Origin of the sequence: Mycolicibacterium insubricum (genome assembly GCF_010731615.1) — a bacterium.
GTDB classification, from domain to species: Bacteria; Actinomycetota; Actinomycetes; order Mycobacteriales; family Mycobacteriaceae; genus Mycobacterium; species Mycobacterium insubricum.
In genome coordinates this window covers 2,033,107-2,047,139 of record NZ_AP022618.1, presented here as the reverse complement: position 1 = coordinate 2,047,139, position 14,033 = coordinate 2,033,107, and the positions used below count along the sequence as shown (strand labels likewise).

General features: G+C 68.5%; 12 protein-coding genes. 3 read left to right on the top strand and 9 right to left on the bottom strand.

Going from position 1 to position 14,033, the window contains the following annotated elements; genetic code table 11:
- Positions 1–3: 3 nt before the first annotated feature.
- The 3 genes from G6N16_RS09800 to serA form a co-directional block, all read right to left on the bottom strand.
- Positions 4–1,728 (bottom strand): DUF3556 domain-containing protein, encoded by a 1,725-nt coding sequence (locus tag G6N16_RS09800; RefSeq protein ID WP_083029884.1) that lies wholly within the window; start codon positions 1,726–1,728, stop codon positions 4–6.
- 69 nt (positions 1,729–1,797) lie between these two features.
- A complete protein-coding gene (locus G6N16_RS09795) occupies positions 1,798–2,808 on the bottom strand; it encodes a 3-isopropylmalate dehydrogenase (RefSeq protein WP_083029885.1) in 1,011 nt (336 codons plus the stop codon).
- On the bottom strand, positions 2,808–4,391 hold the full coding sequence (gene serA, locus G6N16_RS09790; RefSeq protein WP_083029886.1) for a phosphoglycerate dehydrogenase: 1,584 nt from the start codon (positions 4,389–4,391) through the stop codon (positions 2,808–2,810). The genes G6N16_RS09795 and serA overlap by 1 nt, the downstream gene beginning before the upstream one ends.
- A gap of 70 nt (positions 4,392–4,461) precedes the next feature.
- Here serA and G6N16_RS09785 point away from each other — a divergent pair, with 70 nt between their 5' ends.
- Entirely contained in the window at positions 4,462–5,886 is a 1,425-nt protein-coding gene (locus G6N16_RS09785) for a phytoene desaturase family protein (protein ID WP_083029887.1), read from the top strand.
- A gap of 54 nt (positions 5,887–5,940) precedes the next feature.
- Here G6N16_RS09785 and ilvC read toward each other — a convergent pair whose 3' ends face one another.
- The 3 genes from ilvC to G6N16_RS09770 form a co-directional block, all read right to left on the bottom strand.
- Entirely contained in the window at positions 5,941–6,942 is a 1,002-nt protein-coding gene (ilvC, locus tag G6N16_RS09780; protein WP_179961253.1) for a ketol-acid reductoisomerase, read from the bottom strand.
- Between the two features lie 141 nt (positions 6,943–7,083).
- Positions 7,084–7,587, bottom strand: a complete 504-nt coding sequence (gene ilvN / locus G6N16_RS09775) for an acetolactate synthase small subunit (protein ID WP_083029889.1) — start codon at positions 7,585–7,587, stop codon at positions 7,084–7,086.
- A 28-nt stretch (positions 7,588–7,615) separates the two neighbouring features.
- Positions 7,616–9,478 carry an acetolactate synthase large subunit gene (locus tag G6N16_RS09770; protein WP_083029890.1) on the bottom strand — a complete coding sequence of 621 codons (1,863 nt, stop codon included), beginning with the start codon at positions 9,476–9,478 and terminating at the stop codon, positions 7,616–7,618.
- A 250-nt stretch (positions 9,479–9,728) separates the two neighbouring features.
- Here G6N16_RS09770 and G6N16_RS09765 point away from each other — a divergent pair, with 250 nt between their 5' ends.
- Complete coding sequence (locus tag G6N16_RS09765; protein WP_407663686.1) at positions 9,729–10,067, top strand: PH domain-containing protein; 339 nt, start codon at positions 9,729–9,731, stop codon at positions 10,065–10,067.
- Between the two features lie 111 nt (positions 10,068–10,178).
- On the opposite strand, the gene G6N16_RS09760 is transcribed toward G6N16_RS09765, so the two are convergent.
- Positions 10,179–10,973, bottom strand: a complete 795-nt coding sequence (locus G6N16_RS09760; RefSeq protein ID WP_083029892.1) for a DoxX family protein — start codon at positions 10,971–10,973, stop codon at positions 10,179–10,181.
- Between the two features lie 158 nt (positions 10,974–11,131).
- Here G6N16_RS09760 and G6N16_RS09755 point away from each other — a divergent pair, with 158 nt between their 5' ends.
- On the top strand, positions 11,132–12,262 hold the full coding sequence (locus G6N16_RS09755; protein ID WP_083029893.1) for a PQQ-dependent sugar dehydrogenase: 1,131 nt from the start codon (positions 11,132–11,134) through the stop codon (positions 12,260–12,262).
- A gap of 4 nt (positions 12,263–12,266) precedes the next feature.
- Here G6N16_RS09755 and gatB read toward each other — a convergent pair whose 3' ends face one another.
- Positions 12,267–13,778 carry an Asp-tRNA(Asn)/Glu-tRNA(Gln) amidotransferase subunit GatB gene (gene gatB / locus G6N16_RS09750; RefSeq protein WP_083029894.1) on the bottom strand — a complete coding sequence of 504 codons (1,512 nt, stop codon included), beginning with the start codon at positions 13,776–13,778 and terminating at the stop codon, positions 12,267–12,269.
- Positions 13,775–13,969: a hypothetical protein gene (locus G6N16_RS09745; RefSeq protein WP_083029895.1), complete on the bottom strand. Its 195-nt coding sequence runs from the start codon at positions 13,967–13,969 to the stop codon at positions 13,775–13,777. The genes gatB and G6N16_RS09745 overlap by 4 nt, the downstream gene beginning before the upstream one ends.
- Positions 13,970–14,033 lie beyond the last annotated feature (64 nt).

Here is a 14,033-nt window from a genome sequence, read left to right as displayed (position 1 = left end):
GAGCTAGTTCGCCACCTGCACCGGGACGTCGTCCTGCCAGGGCTGGCGGGCACAGGTGTCGGCCACCCGGAAGGTGCCGCGTTCGAATTCGCCGGTGGCAGCGTCGACCAGCCGGTACTCGTGGGACTGCCGGTGGATCGGCTGACCGTCGACCAGGATCACCCGTACCTCACCGGGGGCGAACCCGCACCGCGACTGCAGCGCGTCGATCAGCTGCTCGTTGTGCAGGTGCCCGTCGCCGAAGTTCCAGCCCACGGCGTAGGCGCAGAACTGCTCGCCCTCCAGGATCGCATAGTCCCGTTCGCGGCCCGCCGGAAGCGCCCGGCCCAGCAGGGTCAGTAGCGCCCGGCCGTTGGCGAACATCACCCGGAAAGCCAGCGCGAGTTCTTTGGGCACCTCGGCGTCCTCGGCGCCGTAGAACTTCTCGATCTGCTTGTGCGGCAACAGACCCAGCCCGATGCGGGCGTCGGCGATCTTGTCGCACGCCGACTCCGTCACGCACCACACCGAGACGTCCCAGTTGCCGGCGTAGTACCGCATACCGGGCAGGAACGACACCCGCTTGGGGAACAGGTTGCCGATCACCACCGTCACCACGACGACAGACATCACCGCGATCACCAGAGCGGCCCACGGGAACACCATGTCGGCCGGACCGATTGCCGCCTTGTCCACGAAAAGCGTTGCCACCGAAAAGATCATGAAGACGTTCCACTCCAGGGGCACACCGAGCGGAATCGAGAACAGGATGATCACGTGCAGCAGGATCAGGATCGCGGCGCCGACATAGGTCACCACACCCCCGTGGGAGAAGAACAGCACCGGTGGTACCAGCAGTTCGATCGCGGTGCCGATGTGGGCCAGTAGACGCGGGATCCAGCTGGGTTGCAGATCGTCGGGATAGCGGCGGAAGAAGCTGCGCCGCAATGCCTTGACCCGGATGAACGGATTGTTGGCCATCATGGTGGCGATCACATACGGGAAGTGGCGATTCATCTTCGACACCGCCGCCCCGAGCCAGATGGCCAGCAGTACGAACTTCGCCCCGACGATCATCGTCACCCCGGGGATGACGAACATCAGCGTCAGCGTGCCGTACACCTCGCCGCGGGCCGCCAGAAAGATCGTCTTGTCCCGCAGGCCGATCAGCGCCAGCAGCCCCACCACCACCGCGGGCTTCCAGGCCGGCAGTTGTCCCACGGCCGAATCCAGCCCGGCCACCGGACCGGTGCCGTCAGAACACAGCGCATAGAGGACCGCAATCAGCAGGCCCGCGTACGCCACCACGTCGCCGACGGTGCGCCGGTCCCCGGCGGTCCCGGGGATCCGGCCCGGCCACGGTGGCAGCCGGATGGTCCCGGTGCGCAGCCAGTACAGCGGAGATCCCAGTGGCGGCATCACCTTTCCGGTCAGCGGGCCGAACCCGCAGCCCAGGCCGAGCACCTCGAACAGCAGCGACCAGAGCACCACCTTCTGGAAGACGATCGGTTCGCTCCACCAGGTACCGATGTTGCCCCAGCCGTCAATCCCCTTGGTGGTCAGGGCGAATCCCAGACCGCCCAGGATGTACACCACGATCTTGATGGCGTAGAGCACGTAGAACACGTCGGGATAGCCCATGCCGCGCTCGGCGATGTGACGCGCCATCGGGCGCAACCGCTGCGCGCGGCTGCCGCGCCGCCACTCGTCGGGATCCACCTTCGGCAGATCGGGACTGGTAAAGCCCATGCGCACCCCTACTAGACAACTACGCGAATCTGTCTAGTGGCCGAATCTATACCGACGGGGCGGTGCTGGTTACAGGTTCGCCAGGATCCGGTCGCCGACCTCGGAGGTGGACAGCTTGGCGTCGCCGCGGCTGGCCAGGTGGGCCTCCACGGCACGGTCCACCCGGGCGGCGGCCTCGTCCTCCCCAAGGTGCGACAGCAGCAGTGCCACGCTCATCACGGCGGCCGTCGGATCGGCAATGCCCTGGCCGGCGATATCGGGGGCACTACCGTGCACCGGCTCGAACATCGACGGGTTGCGCCGGGAACCGTCGATATTGCCGCTGGCGGCCAACCCGATTCCGCCGGACACTGCCGCCGCCAGGTCGGTGATGATGTCACCGAACAGGTTGTCGGTGACGATCACGTCGAACCGGCCCGGATCGGTGACCAGGTGAATGGTCGCCGCATCGATGTGCTGATAGGCCACCTCGACGTCGGGGTATTCCTTGCCGACCTGCTCGACGATGCGCAGCCACAGCGCGCCGGCGAAGGTCAACACGTTGGTCTTGTGCACCAGGGTCAGGTGCTTGCGTCGGGTCTGGGCGCGGGCGAACGCGTCACGCACCACCCGTTCGATGCCGAACGCGGTGTTGAGGCTGACCTCGGTGGCCACCTCGTGCTCGGTGCCGACGCGGATCGCGCCGCCGGTTCCGGTGTAAGGGCCCTCGGTGCCCTCGCGCACGACGACAAAGTCGATGTCCGGGTTTCCGGCCAGCGGCGAATCCACCCCGGTCTGCAGCTTCGACGGCCGCAGGTTGATGTGGTGGTCGAGGGCGAAGCGCAGTTTGAGCAGCAGGCCGCGTTCGAGCACCCCGGACGGCACCGACGGGTCACCGATCGCGCCGAGCAGGATCGCGTCGTAGCCGCGCAGTTCCTCGATGATCTCGTCGGTCAGCAATTCCCCGGTCGCGTGGTAGCGCCGGGCACCCAGGTCGTACTCGGTCGCCTCGACACCGGGCAGCACCACGTCGAGCACCCGTACCGCCTGGCCGATGACCTCCGGGCCGATACCGTCACCGGCGATGATTGCGAGTTTCATTACAGCGCTACCACTTTCAGCAGGGTGGCGCCGACCGCGTCGGCGATCTGGGTGCGCACGTCCTCCGGCACGTCACGGTCGAGCCGCAGCATGATGGTGGCACCGTCGCCCTCGGCGTCCTGGGACAGCTGGGCCGCCTCGATGTTGACATCCGCCGCACCGAGCAGCGTGCCGATCTTGCCCAGCGCGCCGGGCTGGTCGCGGTAGTTGACGATCATGTTGTGGCCCGAGGCCCGCAGGTCCAGGTTGCGGCCGTTGATCTGGATGATCTTCTGCACCGCCGCCGGGCCAGCGAGCGTGCCGGCCACATTGACCGTCGAACCGTCCGACAGCACGGCGACGACATCGACCGCGCTGCGGTGGTTGCGGCTCTCCGCGGTCTTGGTCAGCTCCGCGGTCACCCCGCGCTCGGCTGCCAGCGCCGGGGTGTTGACGAACGTCACCTGCTCGGACACCACGGTGGAGAACAGGCCGCGTAGCGCGGCCAGAGCCAGGATGTCGGCGTCCTCGGCGGCCAGCTCGCCGTAGATGTGCACGCCCAGCGACACCGGCGCGGCCGGGGCCAGCGCACCCACCAGCACACCGAGCTTGCTAACCAAGTCCAGCCAGGGAGCGACCTCGTCGCCCACCACGCCGCCGCCGACGTTCACCGCGTCCGGCACGAACTCGCCGGCCAGGGCCAGCTTCACGCTCTCGGCGACGTCGGTGCCGGCCCGGTCCTGCGCCTCGGCGGTGGAGGCGCCCAGGTGCGGGGTCACCACCACCTGCTCGAGTTCGAACAGCGGGCTGTCGGTGCACGGCTCGGTGGAAAAGACGTCGAGTCCGGCGCCGCGCACGTGGCCGCTGGTGATGGCGTCGGCGAGTGCCTGCTCGTCGATCAGGCCGCCGCGGGCGGCGTTGACGATGACCACGCCGGGCTTGGTCTTGGCCAGCGCCTCACGGTTCAGCAGACCGGCGGTCTCCGGCGTCTTGGGCAGATGCACGGTGATGAAGTCCGCGCGGGCCAGCACCTCATCCAGCGGCAGCAGCTCGATGCCCAGCTGGGCGGCGCGGGCGGCCGGCACGTACGGGTCGTAGGCCACGATGTGGGTGTCGAAGGCGGCCAGCCGGTGCGCGACCAGTTGCCCGATGCGGCCCAGGCCCACCACGCCGACGGTCTTGCCGAACAGTTCCACGCCGGAGAACTTCGAGCGCTTCCAGGTGCGCTCGCGCAGGGTGGCGTCGGCGGCCGGCACCTGCCGGGCGGCCGACAGCAGCAGCGCGACGGCGTGCTCGGCGGCGCTGTGGATGTTGGAGGTCGGGGCGTTGACCACCAGCACACCGCGGGCGGTGGCCGCATCGACGTCGACGTTGTCCAGGCCCACGCCGGCGCGGGCGACGATCTTGAGTTTCGGCGCGGCGGCCAACACCTCGGCGTCCACGGTGGTGGCCGAGCGGACCAGCAGGGCGTCGGCGTCGGCCACCGCTTCCAGGAGTTTCGGCCGGTCCGGGCCGTCGACCCAGCGGACCTCGACCTGGTCTCCCAGGGCGGCCACGGTCGATTCGGCCAGCTTGTCGGCGATCAGTACAACGGGAAGAGTCACCCGGACAGCCTAAAGGGTCGGGTATGGGCAACCTCAGGTCGGTCGGCCAGGTATGCGGTGTACTGGACGGGTGGACGTCACCGTTGTGGGATCCGGACCCAATGGCCTCGCCGCCGCTGTCGTGTGCGCCAGGGCCGGGCTGCGGGTTCGGATCATCGAGGGCCAAACCACCGCCGGTGGCGGTGTGCGGACGCTGGCCGACCCGGAGTTCGGCGGCGTCGCGCACGACGTCTGCTCGGCCATCCACCCGATGGCGCTGGCCTCGCCGTTCTTCCGGGAATTCGGGCTGGCCGACCGGATCGGACTGACGGTTCCCGCGCTCTCCTACGCCAATCCGCTGTCCGGGCGGCCGGCTCTGCTGGCCTACCGGGATCTGGAACGCACCTGCGCCGAACTGTCGCACCCGGATTCGTGGCGCGCGCTGTTCGCGCCGTTGACCGCGTCGCCGACGGCCGCCGCCGAGGTCATGTTGAGCGACAAGCGCTCGGTGCCGCCGCATCCGGTCCTGGCCGCGCGGCTGGGCCTGCGGGTGGGCGCCCAGGGCAGCCCGGCGTGGCGGTTGCTGCGCGGGGACGACGCCCGTGCCCTGTTCGCCGGGGTCGCCGCCCACGCCGTATCGCCGCTGCCGTCGCTACCGGCCGCAGGTCTGGGCACCGTGCTCGCGGCGCTGGCCCACACCGTGGGCTGGCCGGTGCCGATCGGCGGCAGCCAGGCGATCGCCGACGCGCTGCTCGACGACTTCGCCCGGCACGGCGGTGAACTCGTCCTCGGGCAGCCGGTCACCACTCCGCCCCCCGGCGTGGTGATCTTCGACACCCCGGCCCGCGCGCTGCTGGACATCTACGGCGATCGGCTGCCGCCGCGATATGCGGCCGCACTGCGGCGGCTGCGGTACCGCTCGGGGGTCGCCAAGGTCGACTTCGTGCTGTCCGGGGACATCCCGTGGGCCGATCCGCGACTGGCCGAGGTGGCGATGTTCCACCTCGGCGGCGACCGCGACCAGATGGCCGCCGCCGAATCCGCCGTAGCCGCCGGCCGGCACGCCGAGCACCCGATGGTGCTGGGCGCCTCCCCGCACGTCGGCGACCCGGGACGCATCGACGACCGCGGCCGGCGCCCGTTCTGGACCTACGTGCACGTGCCGCACGGCTCGCCCGTCGATCAGGCCGAAGCCGCCACCGCCACGGTGGAGCGGTTCGCGCCCGGCTTCCGCGACGTGGTGCTGGCCGTGCGTAGCGTGCCCGCGCCACAGATGGCCGAGCACAACGCCAACCTGGTCGGCGGTGACATCACCGGCGGCGGCAATTCGCTGTGGCGCACCTTCGCCGGACCGACGCTGCGCGCCAACCCGTGGGCGTTGCCGATGCCGCAGGCCTACCTGTGTTCGGCGGCCACCCCACCCAACGGCGGCGTGCACGGAATGGCGGGCTTCTACGCCGCCCGCACAGTGCTCAAGCGCGAATTCCGCCTCCGGGTGCCGACTCTGGAGCCGTGACGCGACGAAGCCCGCCCCGATGTTTCGGGACGGGCCTCGGCAGCGGTCGACTCGCTACGCGGTTTCGGTGATGGGCCGGTCCACCCAGCTCATCAGGTCGCGCAGCTTCTTGCCGGTGACTTCGATCGGGTGCTCGGCGTTCTTCTTGCGCAGTGCCTCGAGCTCCTTGTTGCCGCCCTCGACGTTGGCAACCAGGCGCTTGACGAAGGTGCCGTCCTGGATGTCGGAGAGGATGGCGCGCATCCGCTCCTTGGTGTCGGCGTCGATGACCCGCGGGCCGGACAGGTACCCGCCGAACTCCGCGGTGTCACTCACCGAGTAGTTCATCCGGGCGATGCCCCCCTCGTACATGAGGTCGACGATCAGCTTCAGCTCGTGCAGCACCTCGAAGTAGGCCATCTCCGGGGCGTAGCCGGCCTCGACCATGACCTCGAACCCGGTCTTTACCAGTTCCTCGGTGCCACCGCACAGCACGGCCTGCTCACCGAACAGGTCGGTCTCGGTTTCTTCCTTGAAGGTGGTCTTGATGACGCCGGCCCGGGCGCCGCCGATGCCCTTGGCGTAGGACAGCGCGAGCGCCTGGCCCTCGCCCTTGGGGTCCTGGTCGACGGCGATCAGGCAGGGAACGCCCTTGCCGTCGACGAACTGACGGCGCACCAGGTGGCCGGGTCCCTTCGGGGCGACCATTCCGATGGTGACGTTGGCCGGCGGCTTGATCAGTCCGAAGTGGATGTTGAGGCCGTGCCCGAAGAACAGCGCATCGCCGTCTTTGAGGTTCGGCTCGATGTCGTTCGTGAAGATCTCGGCCTGCGCGGTGTCCGGCGCCAGCAGCATGATCACGTCGGCCCACTTGGCCACCTCGGCCGGCGTGTCGACCTCCAGGCCCTGCTCGGTGACCTTTTCGCGGGACTTCGATCCCTCCTTCAGGCCGACCTTGACCTGCACGCCGGAGTCGCGCAGCGACAGCGCATGCGCGTGTCCCTGGCTGCCGTACCCGATCACACCGACCTTGCGGCCCTGGATGATCGACAGGTCGGCGTCGTCGTCGTAGAACATCTCAACTGCCACTTGCTGTTTCCTTTTCTTGTGTTGCGCTTATCGCGTATTGCACTCAAAAACTGTTTGGGGGAAGCTATTTCGCCGTCCCGATCCCCTTCGGGCTCATCCCACCGCGGGACCAAGCATTGTGGTCACCCATCACTTCGCCGTCCCGATCCCCTTCGGGCCGCGGGACACCGACACCATGCCGGACTGCACAATCTCCCGGATGCCGAACGGCTCCAGCACCCGCAGCAGTGCGCCCAGCTTCTCCTGGGTGCCGGTGGCCTCGACGGTCAGCGATTCGGTGGACACATCGACGATCTTGGCGCGGAACAGGTTTACCGCCTCGATCACCTGACTGCGGGTACCGGCGTCGGCGCGGACCTTGATCAGCGCCAGCTCACGGGACACCGAGTTCTCGTCGTCCTGCTCGACGATCTTGATCACGTTGATCAGCTTGTTGAGCTGCTTGGTGATCTGTTCCAGCGGGAAGTCCTCCACCGAGACGACGATCGTCATCCGGGACATGTTCTTCTGCTCGGTGGCGCCGACGGCCAGCGACTCGATGTTGTAGCCGCGCCGGGAAAACAGCGCCGCCACCCGGGCCAGCACGCCGGGCTTGTCCTCGACCAGAACCGACAGGGTGTGCGTCGTCGTCATGCTCGCGCTCCTGCAGTCAAAGCGTCCATCACACCTGATCCTCGTTGTCGAACAGCGGGCGGATGTCCCGGGCCGCCATGATCTGGTCATTGCTGGTGCCCGCGGCGACCATCGGCCACACCTGGGCGTCGGCACCGACGATGAAGTCGATCACCACTGGGCGGTCGTTGATCTCCCGCGCCGCGCGGATCACGTCTTCGACGTCTTCGGCACGCTCACAACGCATTCCGACGCACCCCATCGCCTCGGCCAGCTTGACGAAGTCCGGGATCCGCTGGCTGTGGGTGGCCAGATCGGTCTGGCTGTACCGCTCGCCGTAGAACAGGGTCTGCCACTGGCGCACCATGCCCAGGTTGCCGTTGTTGATCAAGGCCACCTTGATCGGCGCCCCTTCGATGGCGCAGGTCGCCAGCTCCTGATTGGTCATCTGGAAGCAGCCGTCACCGTCGACGGCCCACACCTCGGCCTCGGGCCGGGCCAACTTGGCGCCCATCGCGGCCGGGATGGCGAAGCCCATGGTCCCCAGACCACCGGAATTCAGCCAGGTCTTGGGCTTCTCGTACTTGATGAACTGCGCGGCCCACATCTGGTGCTGGCCCACCCCGGCGACATAGATCGCTTCCGGGCCGGCGATCTCACCGAGCTTCTCGATGACGAACTCCGGGCTGAGGCTGCCGTCGCTCTGCGGTCCGTAGCTCAGCGGGTAGGTCGCCCGCAATCCGCCCAGGTACTCCCACCAGGACTCCATGTTCAGGTTCCCGGGCACCTCGGCCTTGCGCAGCGCGGCGATCAGCTCGACGATGACGGCCTTGACGTCACCGACGATCGGCACGTCGGCATGCCGGTTCTTGCCGATCTCGGCCGGGTCGATGTCGGCGTGGATGATCTTGGCGTCCGGGGCGAACGAATCCAGCTGGCCGGTCACCCGGTCGTCGAACCGGGTGCCCAGGGCAATCAGCAAGTCGGCACGCTGCAGCGCGGCCACCGCGGCGACCGAGCCGTGCATACCGGGCATCCCCAGGTGCTGCGGGTGGCTGTCCGGGAACGCGCCGCGGGCCATCAGGGTGGTGACCACTGGGATCCCGGTCAGTTCCGCGAGTTCCAGCAACTCGGCCGTCGCCTCGCCGCGGATCACTCCGCCGCCGACGTAGAGCACCGGTTTGCTCGACCCCGCGATGCAGCGGGCCGCTTCCCGGATCTGGCGGCTGTGCGGCCGGGTGTTGGGCTTGTAGCCGGGCAGTTCCAGGGTCGGCGGCCAGCTGAACGTGCACTGTGCCTGCAGGACGTCCTTGGGGATGTCGACGAGCACGGCTCCCGGGCGCCCCGTGGCGGCGATGTGGAATGCCTCGGCGATCACCCGGGGGATGTCGTCGCCGTTGTTGACCAGGAAGTTGTGCTTGGTGATCGGCATGGTGATGCCGGAGATGTCGGCTTCTTGGAAGGCATCGGTGCCGATCAGGCCCCGGCCGACCTGACCGGTGATGGCGACCACCGGGATGGAGTCCATCTGGGCGTCGGCCAGCGGGGTGACCAGGTTGGTCGCGCCAGGTCCGGAGGTGGCCATCATGACGCCGACCTTGCCGGTGGCGTGCGCATAACCGCTGGCGGCGTGGCCGGCGCCCTGCTCGTGGCGGACCAGCACGTGCCGCAGCTTGGTGGAGTCGTACAGCGGGTCGTACACCGGCAGCACCGCGCCGCCGGGGATGCCGAAGATGGTGTCGACACCGATTTCCTCCAACGACCGCACCACCGCTTGCGCACCGGTGAGCTGCACCGGGGCGACGGTCTGCGCGGGCGCCCTGGTCACGGCGGGCTTGACGCCATTACCGGGAATGGGTGCCGGGGCGCCGGTCCCGGGCTGTTGCGGGGGGCGCGTCGTAGGTGCGCTCACGGTGTCCTCTTCCGTTTCGTTCGGTGGGCCGGGCAACAAAAAACCCCCGTCAGCGTCATCTGCTGCACGAGGGTTGCGCGTTGGTGATACGGGTAGCTACGACCGGTCACGCACCAACGCGCCGACCAAGTACTACCAACATCTGCATGTCACGACGGTAGACCTCGCAGCGCTCAGGCGTCAAATCCACCTGAGGTGCGGCCGTATGATGGCCCGCGTGAAAACGCCGGTGGTCATCCGCATCTCCCCGATGGCTCACTTCGCGGTCGGCTTCTTCGCCCTCGGCCTGTTGATCCCGGTGATGATCTGGGTCTGGACCCTGCCGCTGCTGCTGATCCCGGTGCTGGGATCGGTGGCGATCGTCCGGCTGCGGACCACCGCCGACGCCGACGGGGTCACCGCGCGGACCCTCACCGGCGGCCGGACCATCCCGTGGAGCGACATCTCCGGGCTCAGCTTCAAGGGCGGCAACTGGGCGCGTGCCGAGTTGCGCGACGGTTCCTCGGTGACGCTGCCCGCCGTCACGTTCGCCACGCTCCCGCTGCTGACCGCGGCCAGCGGCGGTCGAGTGCCCAATCCGTACCGCTGAGGGGTCAACCCGGGCGGTTCGGCGAACGCAGGCGGAGTTGGCGCGAGCGCAGCGAGTGCCGGCGAAGCCGGAGTGAAGCCGGGACCGCCCGCAATCAAGCCGGGCGGTTGATCAACCCAGCGGGTTGGCTCCGTTGAGCAGGACCCACACGCCGACACCGGCGCCGATGCCCAGCAGCAGGGCGAAGAACGAGCCGATGAACGGCCGGCGCGCCCAGCCCCGGCCGGCGTCGAATCCGTACCGACCGGGCCCGACGAGGGTGATGACGGCCGCGATCACCGCCAGGGTCAGGTCGTATTCGTGGCCCTGCGGCGCGAAGAACGCCAGGTTGTGACCGCCGTCGGAGTTCACCCCGGCCAGCAGTGTGTTGACTTGGTAGGCCAGCGCCGCCGCCGCGGCCAGCGGGGTGAACAGGCCTAAGACCAGCAGCACGCCCGCGGTGATCTGGGTACCCGCGGCGACGTAGCCAAGGATGTCGACGTGCCGGTAGCCCATCTCGGTCAGGGTGTCGCGCAGCCCGGACATGCCGGTGCCACCCCACCAGCCGAACACCTTGTTCAAACCGTGGGCGATCAGCAGCGCGCCGAAGCCGACGCGCAGCAGCAGCAGCCCCAGATCCTGGGTGCCGCGACGGCCGGCCGCCCGGACCCGCTCGTCGTCGATCGGTTCGATCTCGACCGGTCCGGTGTTGTAGCGAGTGGCGGCGGGTTGCACATACGGCAGCGGTTCCGGCTCGTGCAGTACGTCCTGGCCGGAGCTCGACGAGCCCGGCGAACCTTGGTACGACGGGATCGCGGTGGTCTCGAAGTCACCGCCGTAGTCGTCGGCGGGGAGATCATCCTCGGGATCCACCAGGCTCGACGAAGCGGGTCGCTGCCAGCGTGGGTCTTCCGATGAGCTGGTCACGCCTGCCAGGGTAAGTGCTCGACTGTGGGAATTGGGGATTTGAGCGGCGCTTTCGGCCATCATTTTCCAGACCGTTACCCCCCGGCCCGGGGCTGTCGGCGACACGCTCGCCGAACTGGCGTGGCGAGTGCCTCCGGACACTCCGTAACCTTGCTGACATGGAATTGCACCGACCGGGTCGTCACCTGCTGTCCGCGGCATGCCTGACCCTGGCCGTCGTGTTGGCGTCGTCGGGCTGTGCGCGATTCGACAACGCCCAGTCCGAGCCGTTCACCCCCGAACCCAAGCGCGGCGGCGGGATGACCACAACGACCAATCCGCCGCCGCCGCTGCCCGGCACCCCGTTCCCCAAGGCCTGCCCGGCAACCGGGGTGATGCAGGGCTGCCTGGAAGCCACCAGCGGACTGATCATGGGCTCCGACAGCAAGACCGCGCTGGTGGCCGAACGCACCACCGGCGCCGTGAAGAAGATCGCCATCGCCGCCGAACCCGAAGTCAAGATGGTCATCCCGGTCGATCCGGCCGGTGACGGCGGCCTGCTCGACATCGTGCAGTCACCGAGCTACCAGCAGGACCGGCTGACCTACGCCTACATCAGCACGCCCACCGACAACCGGGTGGTCCGGATCGCCGACGGCGACGTGCCCAAGGACATCCTGACCGGCATCCCCAAGGGCGCCACCGGCAACGCGGGATCGCTGCTGTTCACCAGCCCCACCACGCTGTTGGTGCAGACGGGCGACGCCGGTGACCCGGCGGCCGCCAACGACCCGAACTCCCGGGCCGGCAAGGTGTTGCGGATCGAGCAGCCCACCACCGTCAACCAGGCGCCGACCACCACGGCGCTGTCCGGTCTGGGCGCCGGCGGCGGAATGTGCCTGGACCCCAAGGACGGCTCGCTGTATGTCACCGACCGCAGCCCGTCGGGCGACCGGTTGCAGCGCATCACCAAGGACTCCAAGGTGTCCACGGTGTGGAACTGGCCGGACAAGCCCGGGGTGGCCGGCTGCGCCGCGCTGGACGGGACCGTCCTGGTCAACCTGGTGAACACCAAGCAGACCGTCGCAATCCGGCTGGACACCGGTAGCGGCGCGGTGACCGGCGACCCCGAGGTGGTCCGACAGGATGCGCACGGGCACGCCTGGGCGCTCAAGGTCGGTGGCGACGGCAACATCTGGGCCGCCACCATCAACCGTGCGGTCGGTGACGCCGGTCAGCACGACGACGTGGTGTTCCCGCTGTTCCCGACCGGCGGCGGCTTCCCGCGCGCCAACGACGACAAGGACTAGTTACCTAGCTAACCCCGCAGGCCTGCAGGACCAGTTCCCGAACCCGCGCGGCATCGGCCTGGCCCTTGGTGGCCTTCATCACCGCACCGACGATCGCGCCCGCGGCAGCGATCTTGCCGCCCCGGATCTTCTCCGCCACATCGGGATTGGCAGCCAGGGCCTCGTCGACCGCGCTCTGGATCAGCGAATCGTCGCGCACCAGCGCCAGGCCGCGCGCGGTCATCACCGCCTCCGGCTCGCCCTCGCCGGCCAGCACGCCCTCGACGACCTGGCGGGCCAGCTTGTTGGACAGCTTGCCGTCGTCGACCAACCGCACGACCGCGGCGACCTGCACCGGGGTGATCGGCAGATCCGCCACGGCAACTCCGGCTTCGTTGGCCTTCTGCATCAGGAAGCTGCCCCACCAGGCGCGCGCGGATTCACTGGAGGACCCGGCGGCCACCGTGGCCGCCACCAGTTCGACCGCCCCGGCGTTGACCAGGTCGCGCATCACCTCGTCCGAGATACCCCATTCATCCTGGATTCGCTTGCGCGCCAGCCAGGGAAGCTCGGGGATCGTGGTGCGCAGCTGCTCGACGAGCTCGGCGCTGGGTGCGACGGGTTCCAGGTCGGGCTCCGGGAAGTAGCGGTAGTCCTCGGCGGTCTCCTTGGCGCGGCCCGCACTGGTGTAGCCATCCTCGTGGAAGTGCCGGGTCTCCTGGGTGACCCTACCGCCGGACGTCAGCACCGCGGCCTGGCGGCGCATCTCGTAACGGACCGCCACCTCAACGCTTTTCAGCGAGTTGACATTCTTGGTCTCGGTACGGGTACCGAACTCGCTGTCCCCCTTGGGTTTCAGCGAGACGTTGGCGTCACAGCGCATGGAACCCTGGTCCATCCGCACGTCGGACACATCCAGACCGCGCAGCAGATCCCGCAGCGCGGTGACGTAGGCGCGGGCGATCTCCGGAGCCCGTTCACCGGCCCCCTCGATCGGCTTGGTGACGATCTCGATCAGCGGCACACCCGCACGGTTGAAATCGGCCAACGACGTGGTGGCACCGGCGATCCGGCCGGTCTCACTGCCCAGGTGGGTCAGCTTGCCGGTGTCCTCCTCCATGTGCGCCCGCTCGATCTCCACCCGCCAGGTGGTGCCGTCCTCCAGTGGAACATCGAGGTAGCCGTTGAACGCGATCGGCTCGTCGTACTGGCTGATCTGGTAGTTCTTCGGCTGGTCCGGGTAGAAGTAGTTCTTCCGGGCGAACCGGCACCAGGACGCGATCTCACAGTTGAGCGCCAGCCCGATGCGGATCGCCGAGGAGACCGCGGCCTCGTTGAGCACCGGCAGTGCACCCGGCAGGCCCAGACAGGTCGGGCACACCAGGGTGTTGGGCTCGGCACCGAACCGGTTGGCGCAGCCGCAGAACATCTTGGTCGCCGTCGACAGCTCGACGTGCACCTCCATGCCCATGACCGGGTCGTAACGAGCGATCACGTCGTCGTAGTCGAGCAGGTCTGCAGTCGCGGCAACACTCATGCGTCGATCCTAATTCTCACGGTTTCAGCGGCGTCGGGATGCCTGTGGATAACCGACGAGCGCGGGCGCCCCGGGGCGTCGTGGTTGCAGAGATGGCGGACAAACCCGGTGACCTCAAGAGCCGGGTCGACAAGCTGAAATTGCAGGTCGGCGACCTGCGGCGGCAGGCCGAACAGTTCCGGCAGGATCAACGAGCGGAACGGGAAGTCCGGATAGGTGAACCCGGGAAGGCCGGCAAAATAAGCGCCCGATGCG

Excerpts from the sequence above, each read along its gene's own strand:
- ilvN (WP_083029889.1), bottom strand. The coding sequence starts at position 7,587 with ATGACGACGACGCACACCCTGTCGGTTCTGGTCGAGGACAAGCCCGGC.
- ilvC (WP_179961253.1), bottom strand. The coding sequence starts at position 6,942 with ATGTTCTACGACGACGACGCCGACCTGTCGATCATCCAGGGCCGCAAG.
- G6N16_RS09800 (WP_083029884.1), bottom strand. The coding sequence starts at position 1,728 with ATGGGCTTTACCAGTCCCGATCTGCCGAAGGTGGATCCCGACGAGTGG.
- gatB (WP_083029894.1), bottom strand. The coding sequence starts at position 13,778 with ATGAGTGTTGCCGCGACTGCAGACCTGCTCGACTACGACGACGTGATC.
- G6N16_RS09765 (WP_407663686.1), top strand. The coding sequence starts at position 9,729 with ATGGCTCACTTCGCGGTCGGCTTCTTCGCCCTCGGCCTGTTGATCCCG.
- G6N16_RS09795 (WP_083029885.1), bottom strand. The coding sequence starts at position 2,808 with ATGAAACTCGCAATCATCGCCGGTGACGGTATCGGCCCGGAGGTCATC.
- G6N16_RS09755 (WP_083029893.1), top strand. The coding sequence starts at position 11,132 with ATGGAATTGCACCGACCGGGTCGTCACCTGCTGTCCGCGGCATGCCTG.